Annotated in this window: 10 protein-coding genes and 1 pseudogene; 4 read left to right on the top strand and 7 right to left on the bottom strand. The window is 64.0% G+C overall.

Going from position 1 to position 14,126, the window contains the following annotated elements; all coding sequences use genetic code 11:
• Positions 1 to 378: a winged helix-turn-helix domain-containing protein gene (locus CRO48_RS00200; RefSeq protein WP_210201966.1), complete on the bottom strand. Its 378-nt coding sequence runs from the start codon at positions 376 to 378 to the stop codon at positions 1 to 3.
• Between the two features lie 174 nt (positions 379 to 552).
• Between CRO48_RS00200 and CRO48_RS00195 the strand changes: the two genes are divergently transcribed.
• The gene (locus CRO48_RS00195; RefSeq protein ID WP_097136024.1) at positions 553 to 1,767 is read left to right on the top strand and encodes a TIGR03862 family flavoprotein; all 1,215 of its coding nucleotides are present in this window, start codon (positions 553 to 555) and stop codon (positions 1,765 to 1,767) included.
• Positions 1,768 to 1,989: 222 nt separating this feature from the next.
• Positions 1,990 to 2,694, top strand: a complete 705-nt coding sequence (locus tag CRO48_RS00190) for a Crp/Fnr family transcriptional regulator (RefSeq protein ID WP_176526599.1) — start codon at positions 1,990 to 1,992, stop codon at positions 2,692 to 2,694.
• 15 nt (positions 2,695 to 2,709) lie between these two features.
• On the opposite strand, the gene CRO48_RS00185 is transcribed toward CRO48_RS00190, so the two are convergent.
• The 5 genes from CRO48_RS00185 to CRO48_RS00165 all read right to left on the bottom strand — a co-directional run bounded on the left by CRO48_RS00185 (position 2,710) and on the right by CRO48_RS00165 (position 11,660).
• The gene (locus CRO48_RS00185; RefSeq protein ID WP_097136023.1) at positions 2,710 to 4,041 is read right to left on the bottom strand and encodes an NAD(P)/FAD-dependent oxidoreductase; all 1,332 of its coding nucleotides are present in this window, start codon (positions 4,039 to 4,041) and stop codon (positions 2,710 to 2,712) included.
• 228 nt (positions 4,042 to 4,269) lie between these two features.
• A complete protein-coding gene (locus CRO48_RS00180; RefSeq protein ID WP_097135273.1) occupies positions 4,270 to 6,657 on the bottom strand; it encodes a phosphoketolase family protein in 2,388 nt (795 codons plus the stop codon).
• Between the two features lie 59 nt (positions 6,658 to 6,716).
• On the bottom strand, positions 6,717 to 7,829 hold the full coding sequence (locus tag CRO48_RS00175; RefSeq protein ID WP_097135271.1) for an ABC transporter permease: 1,113 nt from the start codon (positions 7,827 to 7,829) through the stop codon (positions 6,717 to 6,719).
• 1 nt (position 7,830) lies between these two features.
• Positions 7,831 to 10,602, bottom strand: a complete 2,772-nt coding sequence (gene rbbA / locus CRO48_RS00170; protein WP_097135269.1) for a ribosome-associated ATPase/putative transporter RbbA — start codon at positions 10,600 to 10,602, stop codon at positions 7,831 to 7,833.
• Positions 10,599 to 11,660, bottom strand: coding sequence for an HlyD family secretion protein (locus tag CRO48_RS00165; RefSeq protein WP_097135267.1), 1,062 nt, complete (start codon positions 11,658 to 11,660; stop codon positions 10,599 to 10,601). The genes rbbA and CRO48_RS00165 overlap by 4 nt, the downstream gene beginning before the upstream one ends.
• A 785-nt stretch (positions 11,661 to 12,445) precedes the next feature.
• Between CRO48_RS00165 and CRO48_RS00160 the strand changes: the two genes are divergently transcribed.
• Positions 12,446 to 12,826: a hypothetical protein gene (locus CRO48_RS00160; RefSeq protein ID WP_097135265.1), complete on the top strand. Its 381-nt coding sequence runs from the start codon at positions 12,446 to 12,448 to the stop codon at positions 12,824 to 12,826.
• A 113-nt stretch (positions 12,827 to 12,939) separates the two neighbouring features.
• Here CRO48_RS00160 and CRO48_RS00155 read toward each other — a convergent pair whose 3' ends face one another.
• A complete protein-coding gene (locus tag CRO48_RS00155) occupies positions 12,940 to 13,206 on the bottom strand; it encodes a hypothetical protein (RefSeq protein ID WP_097135263.1) in 267 nt (88 codons plus the stop codon).
• A 176-nt stretch (positions 13,207 to 13,382) separates the two neighbouring features.
• On the opposite strand from CRO48_RS00155, the pseudogene CRO48_RS00150 reads away from it, so the two are divergent.
• A pseudogene (locus CRO48_RS00150) lies at positions 13,383 to 13,858 on the top strand (HD domain-containing protein).
• Positions 13,859 to 14,126 lie beyond the last annotated feature (268 nt).

Raw genomic sequence — 14,126 nt, 5'->3', positions numbered from 1 at the left:
TCAGCCCTTGTCCTTTGCATCCCTGGCGCGGTTCGCCTCCAGCCATTCAAGGTCCGGGGCCAGCGCGTCCCGCGCCTTTTGCTCCATGGCGCGGAAGCGGGCCAGAAGGGTCTCGCCGAAAGCCGTGATCGCCGCGCCGCCACCCTGCTTGCCGCCGCGCTGCGATTCCACCACCGGCGAGGCAAACATGCGGTTCATCGCGTCGACCAGCAGCCACGCGCGGCGATAGGACATGTCCATCGCCCGTCCGGCAGCCGAAATCGACCCGGTTTCCCGGATCTTCTCCAGCAGCATCATCTTGCCGCGTCCGAGACGCTCTGTTTCGGGAAAGTCTATGCGCAGGATCACACGCAGATCGGGTGGCGCGCGGTCTGTCATGGGATCCGCTCCTCTTCTTTGCCGCGACGCTATCCAATCGCCAGCCCCCTGCCAATCCGCCAGAAGCATGTCCACAGGCCGGAAGCATGATCGCGATTTTGACCCGCACCCTTGCGCCGGCGCGCCACCCGCGCAAAAGAGAAGACCGAAGAACCGAAACCGGCTGGCAGGCGCATGCAGGAAGTGGAAATCGCGATCGTCGGCGGCGGGCCGGCCGGGCTGATGGCGGCGGAGGTCCTGTCGGCGTCCGGCCGGGCGGTCGCCGTGTACGAGGCGATGCCGACCGTCGCCCGGAAATTCCTGCTTGCCGGAAAATCCGGTCTGAACATCACCCATTCCGAACCCTTCGCATCCTTTTCCGGGCGCTTCGGGGCAGCGTCGCCCCATCTTCGCGCAGCACTCGACGCGTTTCCGCCGCAGGCCGTGCAGGACTGGTGCGCCGCCCTCGGCATTGAGACCTTCGTCGGCACGTCCGGGCGGGTCTTTCCGACAGCAATGAAGGCCTCCCCTCTTCTTCGGGCATGGCTGCGCCGGCTCGAGGCGCAGGGTGCAACCATTTCCACCCGGCACCGCTTCATCGGCTTCGAAGGCGACGCGCTTGTCTTCGACACGCCGGACGGAAAGGCGACGGTCAAAAGCCGCGCAACCCTGCTTTCGCTCGGCGGAGCGAGCTGGCCCCGGCTTGGATCGGATGCGACCTGGGTGGATATGCTCGTCGAACGCGGAGTTGCGGTCTCGCCGTTCCGCCCCGCCAACTGCGGCTTCGACGTCGACTGGTCGGCAAGCTTTGCGACCCGCTTCGCAGGCGAGCCGCTCAAGTCCGTCACCGCCACCTCGGATGCCGGCACAGTCCAAGGCGAGTTCGTGATTTCGCGCCATGGCATCGAAGGCAGCCTGGTCTATGCCCATGCGGCTGCATTGCGCGACCGGCTGGCGGCAGGCGGGGCAGCGAACCTCGTCATCGACCTGGCGCCCGGTCGCAGCATCGACAAGCTTGCGCGCGATTTCGCCCGACAGGGGACGAAGGCCAGCTTCACCAATCGCCTGCGCAAGGGAGCCGGGCTTTCGGGCGTCAAGGCGGCGCTGCTGCGGGAAATCGCACCGGAGGCCGGTCGCCGCGGGCCGGAAGAGCTCGCCGCCCTGATCAAGGCGTTGCCTATCCCGGCTCTGCGTCCCCGGCCCATCGCTGAGGCCATCTCGTCGGCCGGCGGCATCGAATGGGCCGGCATCGACGCAAGCTTCATGCTCAAGGCGATGCCCGGCGTGTTCGTGGCCGGCGAAATGATCGACTGGGAGGCCCCCACCGGCGGCTATCTGCTGACCGCGTGCCTTGCCAGCGGCCGGGCCGCTGCGCACGGGATGGAAGACTGGCTGCGTGCCACATCGTGAGGGGATATACACGCCACTACTTTTGGTTGCGGCGTTCAGGTTATATACGCAATTTGACTTAAGTCTTCGTCAGTCTGCCTATGACTAACGATCACCGCGACGTTAACCTTATGCCGAGACTCCTTGTCGAAATCGGCTACAAGATGCCTAACGAACAGTAAATGGTCGTTTAAAAGTTTGCTGAATATGTTACTAGTTCAATGGGACATACTGGGGCGTTCCTTGATCGACAGTAACAAATCAGACAATTTTTTCGGCAACAAGATTCTATCCTCGCTGCATCCGAGCGCTCGGGAATTCATGTTCGAGTGCGGGGAAATTCGTGAGCTGGAAACCGGCGACGTCATCTTCAGCGAAGAAGAGGCGATGAGCCATGTCGTCTTCCCTGTCGAAGGCGTCATCTCCTTCGTTACTGACGTGACCGGCGACAAGAACGTGGAGAAGGCTTCGCTGGGACCGGAAGGTCTCCTCGGACTCGCCTTCGTTCTGGAAGGAGACCGTGCGCTCGGCAAATCGGTCGTCCAGGTGCCGGGCAAGGCGCTCTGGCTTTCGGTCGAGGATTTCCGCACGGCGCTGGACCGCTTCCACGACCTGCGCCCCGCCATCCTTCGCTATGTGCGCTCGCTCATCGTGCAACTGATGGAATCGGCTGCCTGCAACAGTCTCCACACCGCCGAGCAAAGGGTCTCGCGCTGGCTGCTGCAGACGCATGACCGCGTGGCCGGCGACCAGTTCCACATCACGCAGGAGGCGATGTCGAAGCTGCTGGCACTGCGGCGGGCGACCGTCAACGTCATCTGCACGGAACTGATGGAGGCCGGCGCGATCAGCTACAACCGCGGGCGCATCACTGTGCGCGACAGGCAGCAACTGCATGTGAAAAGCTGCAGCTGCTACGATCGCATCCGGCTCGCCATGAAGAGCTGAAAGTGGCCGCCTGTCTCAGAAGCCGCTGATCAGCTCGATCTTCGAGCCGTCGGTGAAACGGGACAGGCGGAAATCCCTCGGATCCACCACCGGCGTTGCGCCGGTGACGATGTCGGCCATCAGCCGGCCCGCCCCCGGGCCGATGCCGAAGCCATGGCCGGAAAAGCCCGTTGCGATATGGAAGCCGGGAATGCGGTCGACCGCGGAGATCACGGGAATCGCATCGGGCGTGACATCCATCAGGCCGCCCCAGCGCTGGGCAACCTGCGCCCTCTCGAAGACGGGGAAGGCGCGGCGCAGACTCGAAAGCGCATTGTCCGACATCTTCCTGGACGGAACCGGGTCGAGCACGCGGCAATATTCGAACGGGCTCGGCTCGTCCAACGCCCAGCGGCTGGCGATGCGCGCCTCATCGAAAAAGCGCCAGCCGGCGCGAAACTTCAGCGACCGCCATTGCATCTTCAGCGCGGGCAGAAAATCGAACGCGAAGCGGAAGGACTTCGGCACGATGTCGACGATGTTTTCGTGACCGGAGGCCACCGTATAGCCGCCGTCCTGACGCTTGCGGAAGGCAAAGCCGGAGGCCCACATCGTCTGCTCCGGCGCGCCGTCGAGCGGCGTGGTGCGCAGGACCGAATTCAGAACCTTCAATTGCGGCAGGTGAATGCCCAACGTGCCGGCAAACAGGCTCGACCAGGCACCGCCCGCGAGCACCACCGCCTTGCAGGCTATGGCGCCCCGCTCCGTGACCACGCCGGACACCGCGCCGGCGGCCGTCTCGATGCCGCGCACCGCGCATTCGGTGAGGATTGCCGCCCCGTTGGCCCTCGCCGCCTCGGCGATTGCGGGTGCTGCCTTCTGCGGCTCGGCGCGGGCATCGGTGGGCGTATAGAGCGCGCCCTTCAGGTTCATCGTCGTGCCCGGATACATCTCCCGGAACTCGGCGCCGGTCAGCATACGCGCCTCGATGTCGTAGCCGTCGAGGTTCCGGATCCAGCTGCTGTGGTCGGCGAACTCCCGCTCGGTCGACGAGGTGAAGATGATGCCCGCCCGCTTGAAGCCGGTGTCGCGGCCGGTGCGTTCGTCGAGCGTGTCCCAGATGCGCAGGGAAGCGGCCATCAGCGGCACTTCGCGCGGATCGCGGCAGGCGATGCGCACCCAGCCCCAGTTGCGGCTCGACTGCTCCTGCGCGATCCCCCCCTTCTCGCACAGCGCGACACGCAGGCCGCGCTCGGAAAGCTCCAGCGCGGTGGACGTGCCGATAATGCCGCCGCCGATGACGACAACATCGACCTCCTTCGGCAGATCGGCATCACCGTGGACGGGAACAACATAGGGACCGGGCATTTTCAGAAAGTCCTTCGAAAGGCGGGAGGAGAAAATTCGACGGCACCGGTCGTCACGCAGCCGCGCTTCGATGTCAAGCGGAGAACGCGGCGACGGCAACATCGAAGGCAGGCGTTCCGCCGGCCACGCGTGTCGCGTGAAAAGGGGTTCGTGCGGCACGCTTCAGGTCCCGGTTTTTGCGCATGTGGTTGCCACAAGAACCCACTACCGACTGCGGAAATGGCGCCCTCAGCGTGACCAGGTCCAGTCCCGGATTTCAGGCATGTCCTCGCCATAGGCGCGCACATAGTGATGATGCGCATCGAGCTTGCCCTGAAGTTCGGCGACCACCTCGGAGGCGCGCACCTCCAGGCCCGGCACCCATTTGATGGCGGCAAGGGCCAGGTGATAGCGGTCGAGCTCGTTCATCACGGTCATGTCGAAGGGCGAGGTCGTGGTGCCCTCGTCGACGAAGCCGTGCACGTGGATGTTGCCGTGGTTCCTTCGCTTGTATGTCAGCCGATGGATCAGGTAGGGATAGCCGTGATAGGCGAAGACCACCGGCCGGTTCTTGGTGAACAGCGCGTCGAAAGCCTCGTCGTCCAGCCCATGCGGGTGGCGGTACTGCGGCTGCAGCGCCAGAAGATCGACGACATTGACGACCCGGACCTTCAGGTCGGGAATATGCTCGCGCAAGAGGTCCACCGCCGCGAGCGTCTCCATGGTCGGGACATCGCCGGCACAGGCCATGACGACGTCCGGCTCCTCCTCGCCCTCGTTGCTGGCCCAATCCCATCGGCCCATGCCCGCCTCGCAGTGCTGGACGGCCTCCTCCATCGTCAGCCATTGCGGCTCGGGCTGCTTTCCGGCGACGATGACGTTGATGCGGTCATAAGTCTTCAGGCAATGATCGCCGACCCACAACAGCGTGTTGGCATCGGGCGGCAGATAGATGCGGACGATGTCGGCCTTCTTGTTGGCGACCAGATCGATGAAGCCCGGATCCTGATGGCTGAGGCCGTTATGGTCCTGCCGCCAGACATGCGAGGTCAGCAGATAGTTCAGCGACGAGACAGGCTTGCGCCAGGACAGTTCGCGCGAGACCTGCAGCCACTTGGCGTGCTGGTTGAACATGGAATCGACGATGTGGATGAAGGCTTCGTAGCAGGAGAAGAAGCCGTGCCGGCCGGTGAGCAGATAGCCTTCCAGCCAGCCCTGGCAAAGATGCTCGCTGAGCACCTCCATCACGCGCCCATCGGGCGAAAGATGAACGTCGTATGGCTGGATGTCCTCCATCCAGACGCGGTCGGTCGCCTGGAAAACGTCGCCGAGGCGGTTGGATTCGGTCTCGTCGGGGCCAAAAACGCGGAAGTTCGAATATTTGTCGTTCATCCGCATGACATCGCGCAGATAGCTGCCGAGCACCCTGGTCGATTGTCCGAGATCGCGGCCGGGGCTTTCGACGGCGACGGCATAGTCGCGAATGTCGGGCAGTTCGAGCGTGCGCCGCAGCAGACCGCCATTCGCATGCGGGTTGGCGCCCATGCGGCGCCGTCCCTGCGGCGCAAGCGCCCGCAACTCCGGTCTCAGCCGGCCCGCCTCGTCGAACAGGTCGTGCGGTCCGTAGCTCTGCATCCATTCCTCGAGGATCTTGCGGTGTCCGGCATCGCCGCGGCAATTGGAAACGGGTACCTGGTGCGAGCGCCAGAAATCCTCGACCTTGAGGCCGTCCACTTCCTTCGGGCCGGTCCAGCCCTTGGGGCTGCGCAGCACGATCATCGGCCAGCGCGGGCAACCGTGCCCCGCGTCACCGGATCGCGCCTTCGCCTGGATTTCGGCGATCACATCGAACACTTCGTCCAGCACCTCCGCCATGCGGGGGTGCATCTTCTCCGGCTCGTGACCTTCGACAAAATAGGGCTGGTAGCCGTAGCCGGTAAAGAGGCTGCGCAGGTCCTCGTCGCTCATGCGGGCGAGGACAGTGGGATTGGCGATCTTGTAGCCGTTCAGGTGCAGGATCGGCAGAACCGCACCGTCGCGGGCGGCGTTTAGGAACTTGTGCGACTGCCAGCTTGTGGAGAGCGGACCGGTCTCCGCTTCGCCATCGCCGACCACGCAGGCGACGACGAGATCGGGATTGTCGAATGCCGCACCGTATGCGTGGACCAGCGCATAGCCGAGTTCGCCGCCCTCATGAATGGAACCCGGCGTCTCGGGAGCCACGTGGCTCGGCACGCCGCCGGGGAAGGAGAACTGCTTGAACAGCTTCTGCAGACCTTCCGCATCCTCACCGATCGCGGGATAGACCTCGCTGTAGGTTCCCTCCAGATAGGTGTTGGCGACCATGCCGGGTCCGCCGTGGCCGGGGCCGCAGACGTAGATCACATTGGCGTCGCGCGCGCGGATGATGCGGTTCAGGTGCGCGTAGATGAAGTTCAGCCCCGGCGTCGTTCCCCAATGGCCGAGCAGCCGCGGCTTGATGTGCTCCGCCTTCAGCGGCTCGCGCAGGAGCGGATTGTCGAGCAGGTAGATCTGCCCGACGGAGAGATAGTTCGCAGCCCGCCAGTAGCGGTCGATCAGCGCGATTTCCGCCGCATCCGGCCTCTGCCTGCGCGTTTCGGTCCTATTCGCTGTCATCGAACATCTCCTTGAATTGCAACACCATGTGTCAACGGCGCACGGCGGCGGCCACTGCGTTAGCGCAGGAACTGGCGGAACCGGCGCAATGAAACGTAGAAGAAGACCGCACCGATCGCCGTCAGCGCCAAAAACTGCGGCCAGACGACCGAAAGCCCCGCGCCCCGAAACAGGATCGCCTGGGCGAGGATGACGAAATGGGTGTTGGGGGCGGCGAGCATCAGCGTCTGGATGAATTCGGGCATGCTTTCGCGCGGCGTCAGCGCACCGGAGAGAACCTGGAGCGGCAGAAGCACAAGCATCAGCAGCAGGCCGAACTGCGGCATGGAGCCGGCCACCGTCGCAAGGAAGATGCCCATGCAGGTGGTGGCAAAGAGCTGAAGCGCCGTCCCGGCAAGAAAGAGCGCCAGCGATCCCTCGATCGGAACGCTCAGGATGCCCTGCACGACGATGACCAATGAGAGGGCGGAGGCGACGAGAACGACGGCACCCATCGACCAGATCTTACTGACCATGATCTCGGTCGGGGTGACCGGCATCACCAGCAGATGCTCGATCGTGCCGTGCTCGCGTTCGCGAATGAGCGCTGCCCCCGTCAGCACGATCGCCAGCATGGTGATCGCCGTGATCACGTTGGATATTGGCATGAACCAGCCCTTGTCGAGCTGCGGATTGAAGCGGGCGCGAAGCACCAGATCGACCGGCAGACTCGTCTCGCCGCGGTAGCGGTTGATATATTCGTCGATTTCGCCCGACACGATCGACTGCACGTAACCGCCGCCGCTGAACGCCTGCGACATGCGCGTGGCGTCGACGTTGAGCTGGATCGTCGGCGACTTTCCGGCCAGGAGGTCGCGCTGGAAATTCGGCGGGATGTCGAGCGCGAAGGTGTCGAGCCCCGCGTCCATACGGCTGTCCATCTCCGCCTGGGTGATCAGTTTCGGCACCGAGAAATAGGGCGGATAGAAGGCGGTGATGATGCGCGAGGAGATCGGCGATTCGTCCTCGTCGACGATCGCGATCGCCGCGTGGTTCAGCGTGTCCGGCGTGGCGTTGGAGGCGGAATAGATCGACAGCGAGAACGAGTAGAGGATCAGGATCAGCAGCACGGGATCGCGCATGAGCCCGCGCAGTTCCTTGACGCCCAGCTGGAAAACGTTGGCTAGCCGCATGTCACGTCGCCTGCTTCTTGAGGAGCGCCACGCCGAGGCCGAAGAGCACGGGAACGGCGATCAGGAGCGGGAGGAAGGCGGCGCCGAGATCGGCAAAATCGAGGGCCTTCGAAAACGATCCGCGCGAGATGGTGATGAAGTAGGTTGTCGGGAGGATGTTGCCGATCACGGCGCCGAAACCGCGCAGCGAAGAAACCGGGTCGATCATGCCGGAATACTGCACGGCCGGCACCAGCGTGATCAGCGCCGTGCCGAAGATCGCGGCGATCTGGCTGTTGATGAAAGTGGAGATCACCAGCCCCATGCTGGTCGTGACGACGACATAGAGGAGTGCCGCCGTGCCGAACACCAGGAAGCTGCCGGTGAAGGGCACGCGAAAGACGAATATGGCAAAGGCGGTCAGCAGAATGACGTTGAGGGCGGCAAGCACGATATAGGGGATCTGCTTGCCGAGCAGGAATTCGAGCCGCGTCACCGGCGTCACGTAGAAATTGATGATCGACCCCAGCTCCTTCTCGCGGACGATGCTGAGAACGGTCAGCATGGACGGGATCATCAAGAGCAGGATCGGCATGACGGCGGGAACGATCGCGATCAGGCTCTGCACATCGGGATTGTAGCGGTAGCGGATCTCCAGCTGGTAATCGCCAGCCGCGGCGACATCGCCGTAGCGCTGACGCGCCTTCTGGCTGAGCCAGGTGGCGTGCATGCCCTGCACGTAGCCGCGGACCGTCTCCGCGCGCGTCGGCATGGCGCCGTCGATCCAGGCGCTGACCTGCGCATCGCGGCCGCGGGCAACGTCGCGCCCGAAGCCTGGCGGAATCTCGATGGCAAGGCTCAGTTCGCCATTGCGCATGCGCCGGTCCATGTCCTCGTAGTCGGTGATCGGCGCCTTCTCGGTGAAATAGCGCGAGCCTGCGATCTGCAGGGTGTAGTCGCGGCTGATGGTCGTGTCGTCCCGGTCGAGAACCGCAAAAGACAGGTTCTCCACGTCGAGATTGATGCCGTAGCCGATGACGAACATCAGGACGAGGCTGCCGATCAGGGCTAGCGTGGCGCGGATCGGGTCGCGCTGCAATTCCAGCGTCTCGCGCCTGGTATAGGCGAACATGCGGCCGAAATCGAAGAAGCGCCGCGCGCGCGCCTCGGCCTTCGCTGCCTCGGCCACCGGCGTCACGGGTTGCGACGGCCCGGCTTCGGCGGCAGGCGACGTCTCGCCGATCGCTTCCTCGAGATATTCGACGAAGGCCTGCTCCAGGGTCTGCGCGCTGCGAAACTTGACAATGTTGGCAGGCGTGTCGCTGACCAGCACCTTGCCGGCGTGCATCAGCGAGATGCGGTCGCACAGTTCGGCCTCGTTCATGAAATGGGTCGAGACGAAGATCGTGACGTTGTCCTTGCGCGACAGGTCGGCCAGGATCTCCCAGAAGCCGTCGCGCGCGACCGGATCGACGCCCGATGTCGGCTCGTCGAGGATCAGGATTTCCGGCGAATGCACCATCGCAACGGCCAGCGAAAGCCTCTGGCGGATACCGAGCGGCAGCGCGTCCGGCATGGCATCCATCACGTCCGTCAGATCGAAGCGCTCGGCCATGTAGGCGACGCGCTCGGAGATCGCATCCGCAGGCATCTGGAACAGGCGGGCGTGCAGTTCGAGATTCTGCCGGACCGAAAGCTCGCCATAGAGCGAAAAAGCCTGGGACATGTAGCCGATGCGCCTTCGCACGGCCATATCGTTGGGATCCACCACCTTGCCGAACAGCCGGGCGGTGCCTTCGCTGGCAGGCAGAAGGCCGGTCAGCATCTTCATCGTCGTCGTCTTGCCGCAGCCGTTGGAGCCGAGGAAGCCGAAGATCTCGCCGCGCGGAATGCGGAAGCTGACATCGCTGACGGCGGTGAAGTCGCCGAAGCGCATCGTCAGATGATCGGCCTCGATAGCGATCTGCTCGTCCGCGCCCGTCTTTCGCGGCGGGATCGTCAGCTCAGTGTGGCCGCGGCGCTTTTCCTCCGGCAGAAGTGCCACGAAGGCCGCGTCGAGATTGGAGGTGCCGGTCCGTTCCAAAAGCTCGGCCGGCGTGCCGGTGGCCAGCACCCGGCCTGCATCCATCGCCACCAGCCAGTCGAAGCGCGCCGCCTCCTCCATGTAGGCGGTGGAAACCAGCACGCTCATGCCGGTGCGCTCATCGCGGATCTTGTCGATCAATTCCCAGAACTGCCGCCGCGACAGGGGATCGACGCCGGTGGTCGGCTCGTCGAGGATCAGAAGATCGGGATCGTGGATCAGCGCGCAGCAGAGGCCGAGCTTCTGCTTCATGCCGCCGGAAAGCTTGCCGGCGGGACGATCCGCAAAGGGGCCAAGCCCCGTGCTCTTCAGGAGCGCAGCGATGCGGGCCTTCCGTTCCTGCGCACCCTGACCAAACAGACCGCCGAAGAAATCGGCGTTCTCGAAGACCGACAGCGTCGGATAGAGGTTCTTTCCCAGCCCCTGCGGCATGAAGGCGATGCGCGGCGAGGTCAGGCGGCGGTGGCGCGCATCGGCGATATCGCCGCCCAGCACCTCGATCCGCCCCTGCTGCATGGCGCGGGCACCGGCAATCAGCGACAGCAGGCTCGACTTTCCGACGCCGTCCGGACCGATGAGGCCAACCATGCAGCCGGAAGGAATTTCGAGCGTTATCCCGTCCAGCGCACGTGTCTTGCCGTAGGAGAGGCCGACATCCTCGATGCGCGCGACGGTGCCGGCTGTCGCATCCCTCGTCGCAGCGACGCTCATTTCACGACGTTTCCGAGCGCGGCAGGCCACTCGGCATCCTGCGCGATCTTAACATAGGCCACGCCCGGCAGACCGGTCTTCACCTGGCGGATGTATCGCGTGAGAAGCTCGGGCTCGATCCTCGCCTTGATGCGGAACATCAGCTTCAGCCGTTCCTCCTGCGTCTCGACCGTCTTCGGCGTGAACTGGGCGACGTCGGCCACGAAGGTGGCCTTGGCCGGGATCACGTATTGCGGAATGGCGTCGAGCACGAGCCGGACCTCGCTGCCGAGCGCGACGCGGCCGGCCTGCTCGGTCGGCAGGAAGAAGGTCATGGAGACGTCGGTCAGGTCGACCAGGTTCAGGACGCGACCGCCGGCGGAAAGCACCTCTCCCGGCTGGGCGACCCGATACTGGACGCGGCCGGCGCGCGGCGAACGCAGCACGCTATCGTTCAGGTCTGCGTCGATGCTCTCGATTGCGGCCTCTGCCGCCTCGACTGCGGCCTTCGCGTCCACAACCTGCGCCTGCGCCGTGCTGACGGCGGCCTCTGCAGCTGCGAGCTGCGCCTTGGCGGCAGCGACCGTCGCAACCGCAGCCTGGTAGTTCGCGCGGTCGTCGTCGAGCACCTGCTGCGAGACGGTATTCGTCCGCAACAACTGCTCGGAGCGGTTCCTTCGTGTCAGGGCGGCTTCCAGTTCGGCCTGGCGCTGCGCGATCAGGGCGGCAGCCGCTTCCCTCTGGGCTTCCTGCTGCCTGACGAGACTTCCAGCCGTCTCCACACCGATTTTCGCCCGCGCCAGTTCCGCTTCCGCCTGGCGGCGCCGGGCGTCCAGCTGGGCGGTATCCATCCGCGCCAGTTCCTGACCCGGTTCGACAAACTCGCCTTCGTCGACGAGGATATCGGCAATGCGGCCGGCGATCTTCGTGGAGACGTCGATTTCCACGGCCTCGATGCGTCCGTTACCGCTGGCAATGCCGGCAGGAAGGCGCGAACCGGTGAGGCTGGTCCAGCCGTAATAGCCGCCCGCCGCAACGACAGCCACCAGCGCTGCGATTATCCAACCCTTCCTGGTCATCAATCGAAATCCTTCACGTCATGCCCTTTGCTCGGGCTGTTGGCTGGGACAGCCGCAACCGGATGTCCGCTGCGACCTTAAGGAAACAGCGGCTCAGGCGCCCCGGGCGGGCGGATATCGCCGAGACGGCAGCACGCGCGGTGGCGCCGTGTGCACGGGCGCGTCAAAAAGAGGGGGACGAACGGCGCAGTCCATCGCGGCACCGGCAGAGGCTGGACCTGCAGATCGGCTTCGGGTGGAAAGCAGCGGCCGGAAAAACCCGCCCGCCTCCAATTGGCCAGTCGTCATCCCGTTCACGATCGTCATTGCAGAAGCTCCTGAAGATTCAAATCATGCGATGCAAAGACCTATTGTGCGGTGCTCTCCCCAGCCTTGATCAAGGTCAACATCGGCTGACCGGGTTCGATACTAGGAACAGCGTTTGATGGTGGCAATCGATTTCTGGGGCAACCAGAAGCCGAGGCAGGTTGAGTGGCTCCCGCGCGCGCGGTCGATACGGCAATTTCCTGAAAACCATTCGACAGCAAATAGATACCGCCCTCCTCCCGCGTTCACGGCCTGCCCCGGGAGGTTTCGGTTGATGACTTTTCGGAAGAACACATGACCGGCGGCTTCCCAGGAACCGGGCGTTCGACGAAATGGCGCCGGGGGGATAACGCTTCGCCGAGGCGGGTCGTCGGCCTCGACGACAGCCTCGGCCAACGGGTCGCCCACGGCGCGGGCCGCCGGAACATTGGCGCTCAACGCGACGTTTGGATGTCGATGTCTAACGGAGGATCATTGCCATGCAGATTGTCGGAACGCAGGTTCATTCCGAAGCCGGCCGCCGGGGCGCCTTCACGGTCGAATTCGTGGGCGATCACGGCGAAGTCATCAGCGTCCGGCTTGCCGGTGACGGCGGCGGACGCCGCAACCGGATGAACGCCGTCGACGAGGCGCGCGCGCTTCTTGCCGATGTCGCCGCCACCAGCGGCGCGCTCCCCGAAATGGACGACGAAAAGATGCGCGTCCTGCGAAGCGCGCGAGAGACCGGAGATGCGTTGGCGCTGGAGGAGGAGCTGGAAGCAGGCCTTATGGGATCTTTCCCGGCGAGCGACCCGGCGTCGGCGACCACCTCCACCATAACAGCAGGACGCGCCGGCAAGCGGGCGGCGAAAAAGGACTAAGTCACCCAATGGGCGGAAACACAGCCGCCGCGGCAATCGACTTGCCGCGGCGGCTTTCAATTCGACACAAACCTATCGATGCGCCGGAAGGGCCGGTCGGATTTTCGAACTCACTATTCGTGCGATGAGAGTCCCGTTGCGCCCGGCGCGATCGCGCCGTCGTTCGCACGCAGGCGGCGCAGCTGCCGCATCAGCATGAGGGCGCTCGAGGTGCGGGCCGACGAGGCCTGTGAACTTTCCCCGATCACCTGCAAGGCAACCTCCGCTTCATCGGCCGAAACCATGCCGCGGGTCGCCAGGTCGCCGATAAGAAGGATCAGGGCGCGCTCTAGGGCAAGCGCTCGCCGTTCAACTTCGTGATCGTTCTTTGCTTCCTGCATCAGACTGTTCTCCTTCCTTGCCACTGGTCAACGGCGGGTCTGTGTAATGGTTCCGCCCGTCGTGACATGCCTGGACCCGGCTTGCACCAGCGAACAATCCTTCGGCATCCAGCAGGAACCAGGCGTTGCTCCGTGCGTTCGAACGACAAAGAAAGACCAACGCAAGCAGGTCCGTCATGAATGCCTCGACAATGCTCATGCGGGCAGTCGCCATCGCCCGCAACGCGCACCACGGACAACTGGACAAGGTTGGCGAACCCTATTTCGAACATTGCCGGCGGGTTGCCGAAGCCATGTCCACCGCCGAGGAAAAAACCGTCGCCTATCTGCATGACGTGGTGGAGAAGACCGGCTCGTGGACATCGGCGCGGCTGGCCGGCGAAGGCTTTTCCCGAGCATCCTCGATGCGGTGGACGCACTGACCCGGCGTGCCGGGGAAGCCGACGACGATTTCCTGAAACGCGCACTGGCAAATTCCCTGGCTCGGGCGGTGAAGATCGCCGATCTGAACGACAATCTCGTCCAGGTGCTGCAGGTCGGCGGCGATACGGAGCGGCTGTCACGAGAACTGGCTGTCGCCAAGCGGCAAGCCGAACCCGTATCCGCTGACGACCGGACTTTCCGGTCTTCGCACGCTGCATCGCACAAATAAGTTTACTGCGGTGCGTTCAATCTCAGTTACGTGATTGGCCAAGGGGCGCGATATGTGCTCCATTCGCGTTCATGGCCGTTCTTCCCGGGTTTAAGTTCCAGAACTTCCCACGCCACGAAAGCCTCGCCTCGCCTGAGGCGAAAGACCGGTTCGCGCGCCTTCCAATCACACAAATCGCCACATTGGCTCATTATTGTGAAGGGAACACTAAGCCATGAAATCCGTTTTCCTGTATAGTGTTTACACAGGCACTGATTCCATCCGACTT

Source organism: Rhizobium subbaraonis (assembly GCF_900220975.1).
GTDB lineage: Bacteria > Pseudomonadota > Alphaproteobacteria > Rhizobiales > Rhizobiaceae > Mycoplana > Mycoplana subbaraonis.
Note: the sequence above shows the minus strand (reverse complement) of the source record. Positions and strands in the feature narration are given on the sequence as shown.

Bases quoted from the DNA above. Each gene is read 5' to 3' on its own strand.
- CRO48_RS00200 (WP_210201966.1), bottom strand. From the start codon at position 378: ATGACAGACCGCGCGCCACCCGATCTGCGTGTGATCCTGCGCATAGAC.
- CRO48_RS00195 (WP_097136024.1), top strand. From the start codon at position 553: ATGCAGGAAGTGGAAATCGCGATCGTCGGCGGCGGGCCGGCCGGGCTG.
- CRO48_RS00185 (WP_097136023.1), bottom strand. From the start codon at position 4,041: ATGCCCGGTCCCTATGTTGTTCCCGTCCACGGTGATGCCGATCTGCCG.
- CRO48_RS00180 (WP_097135273.1), bottom strand. From the start codon at position 6,657: ATGACAGCGAATAGGACCGAAACGCGCAGGCAGAGGCCGGATGCGGCG.
- CRO48_RS00175 (WP_097135271.1), bottom strand. From the start codon at position 7,829: ATGCGGCTAGCCAACGTTTTCCAGCTGGGCGTCAAGGAACTGCGCGGG.
- rbbA (WP_097135269.1), bottom strand. From the start codon at position 10,602: ATGAGCGTCGCTGCGACGAGGGATGCGACAGCCGGCACCGTCGCGCGC.
- CRO48_RS00165 (WP_097135267.1), bottom strand. From the start codon at position 11,660: ATGACCAGGAAGGGTTGGATAATCGCAGCGCTGGTGGCTGTCGTTGCG.
- CRO48_RS00160 (WP_097135265.1), top strand. From the start codon at position 12,446: ATGCAGATTGTCGGAACGCAGGTTCATTCCGAAGCCGGCCGCCGGGGC.
- CRO48_RS00155 (WP_097135263.1), bottom strand. From the start codon at position 13,206: ATGCAGGAAGCAAAGAACGATCACGAAGTTGAACGGCGAGCGCTTGCC.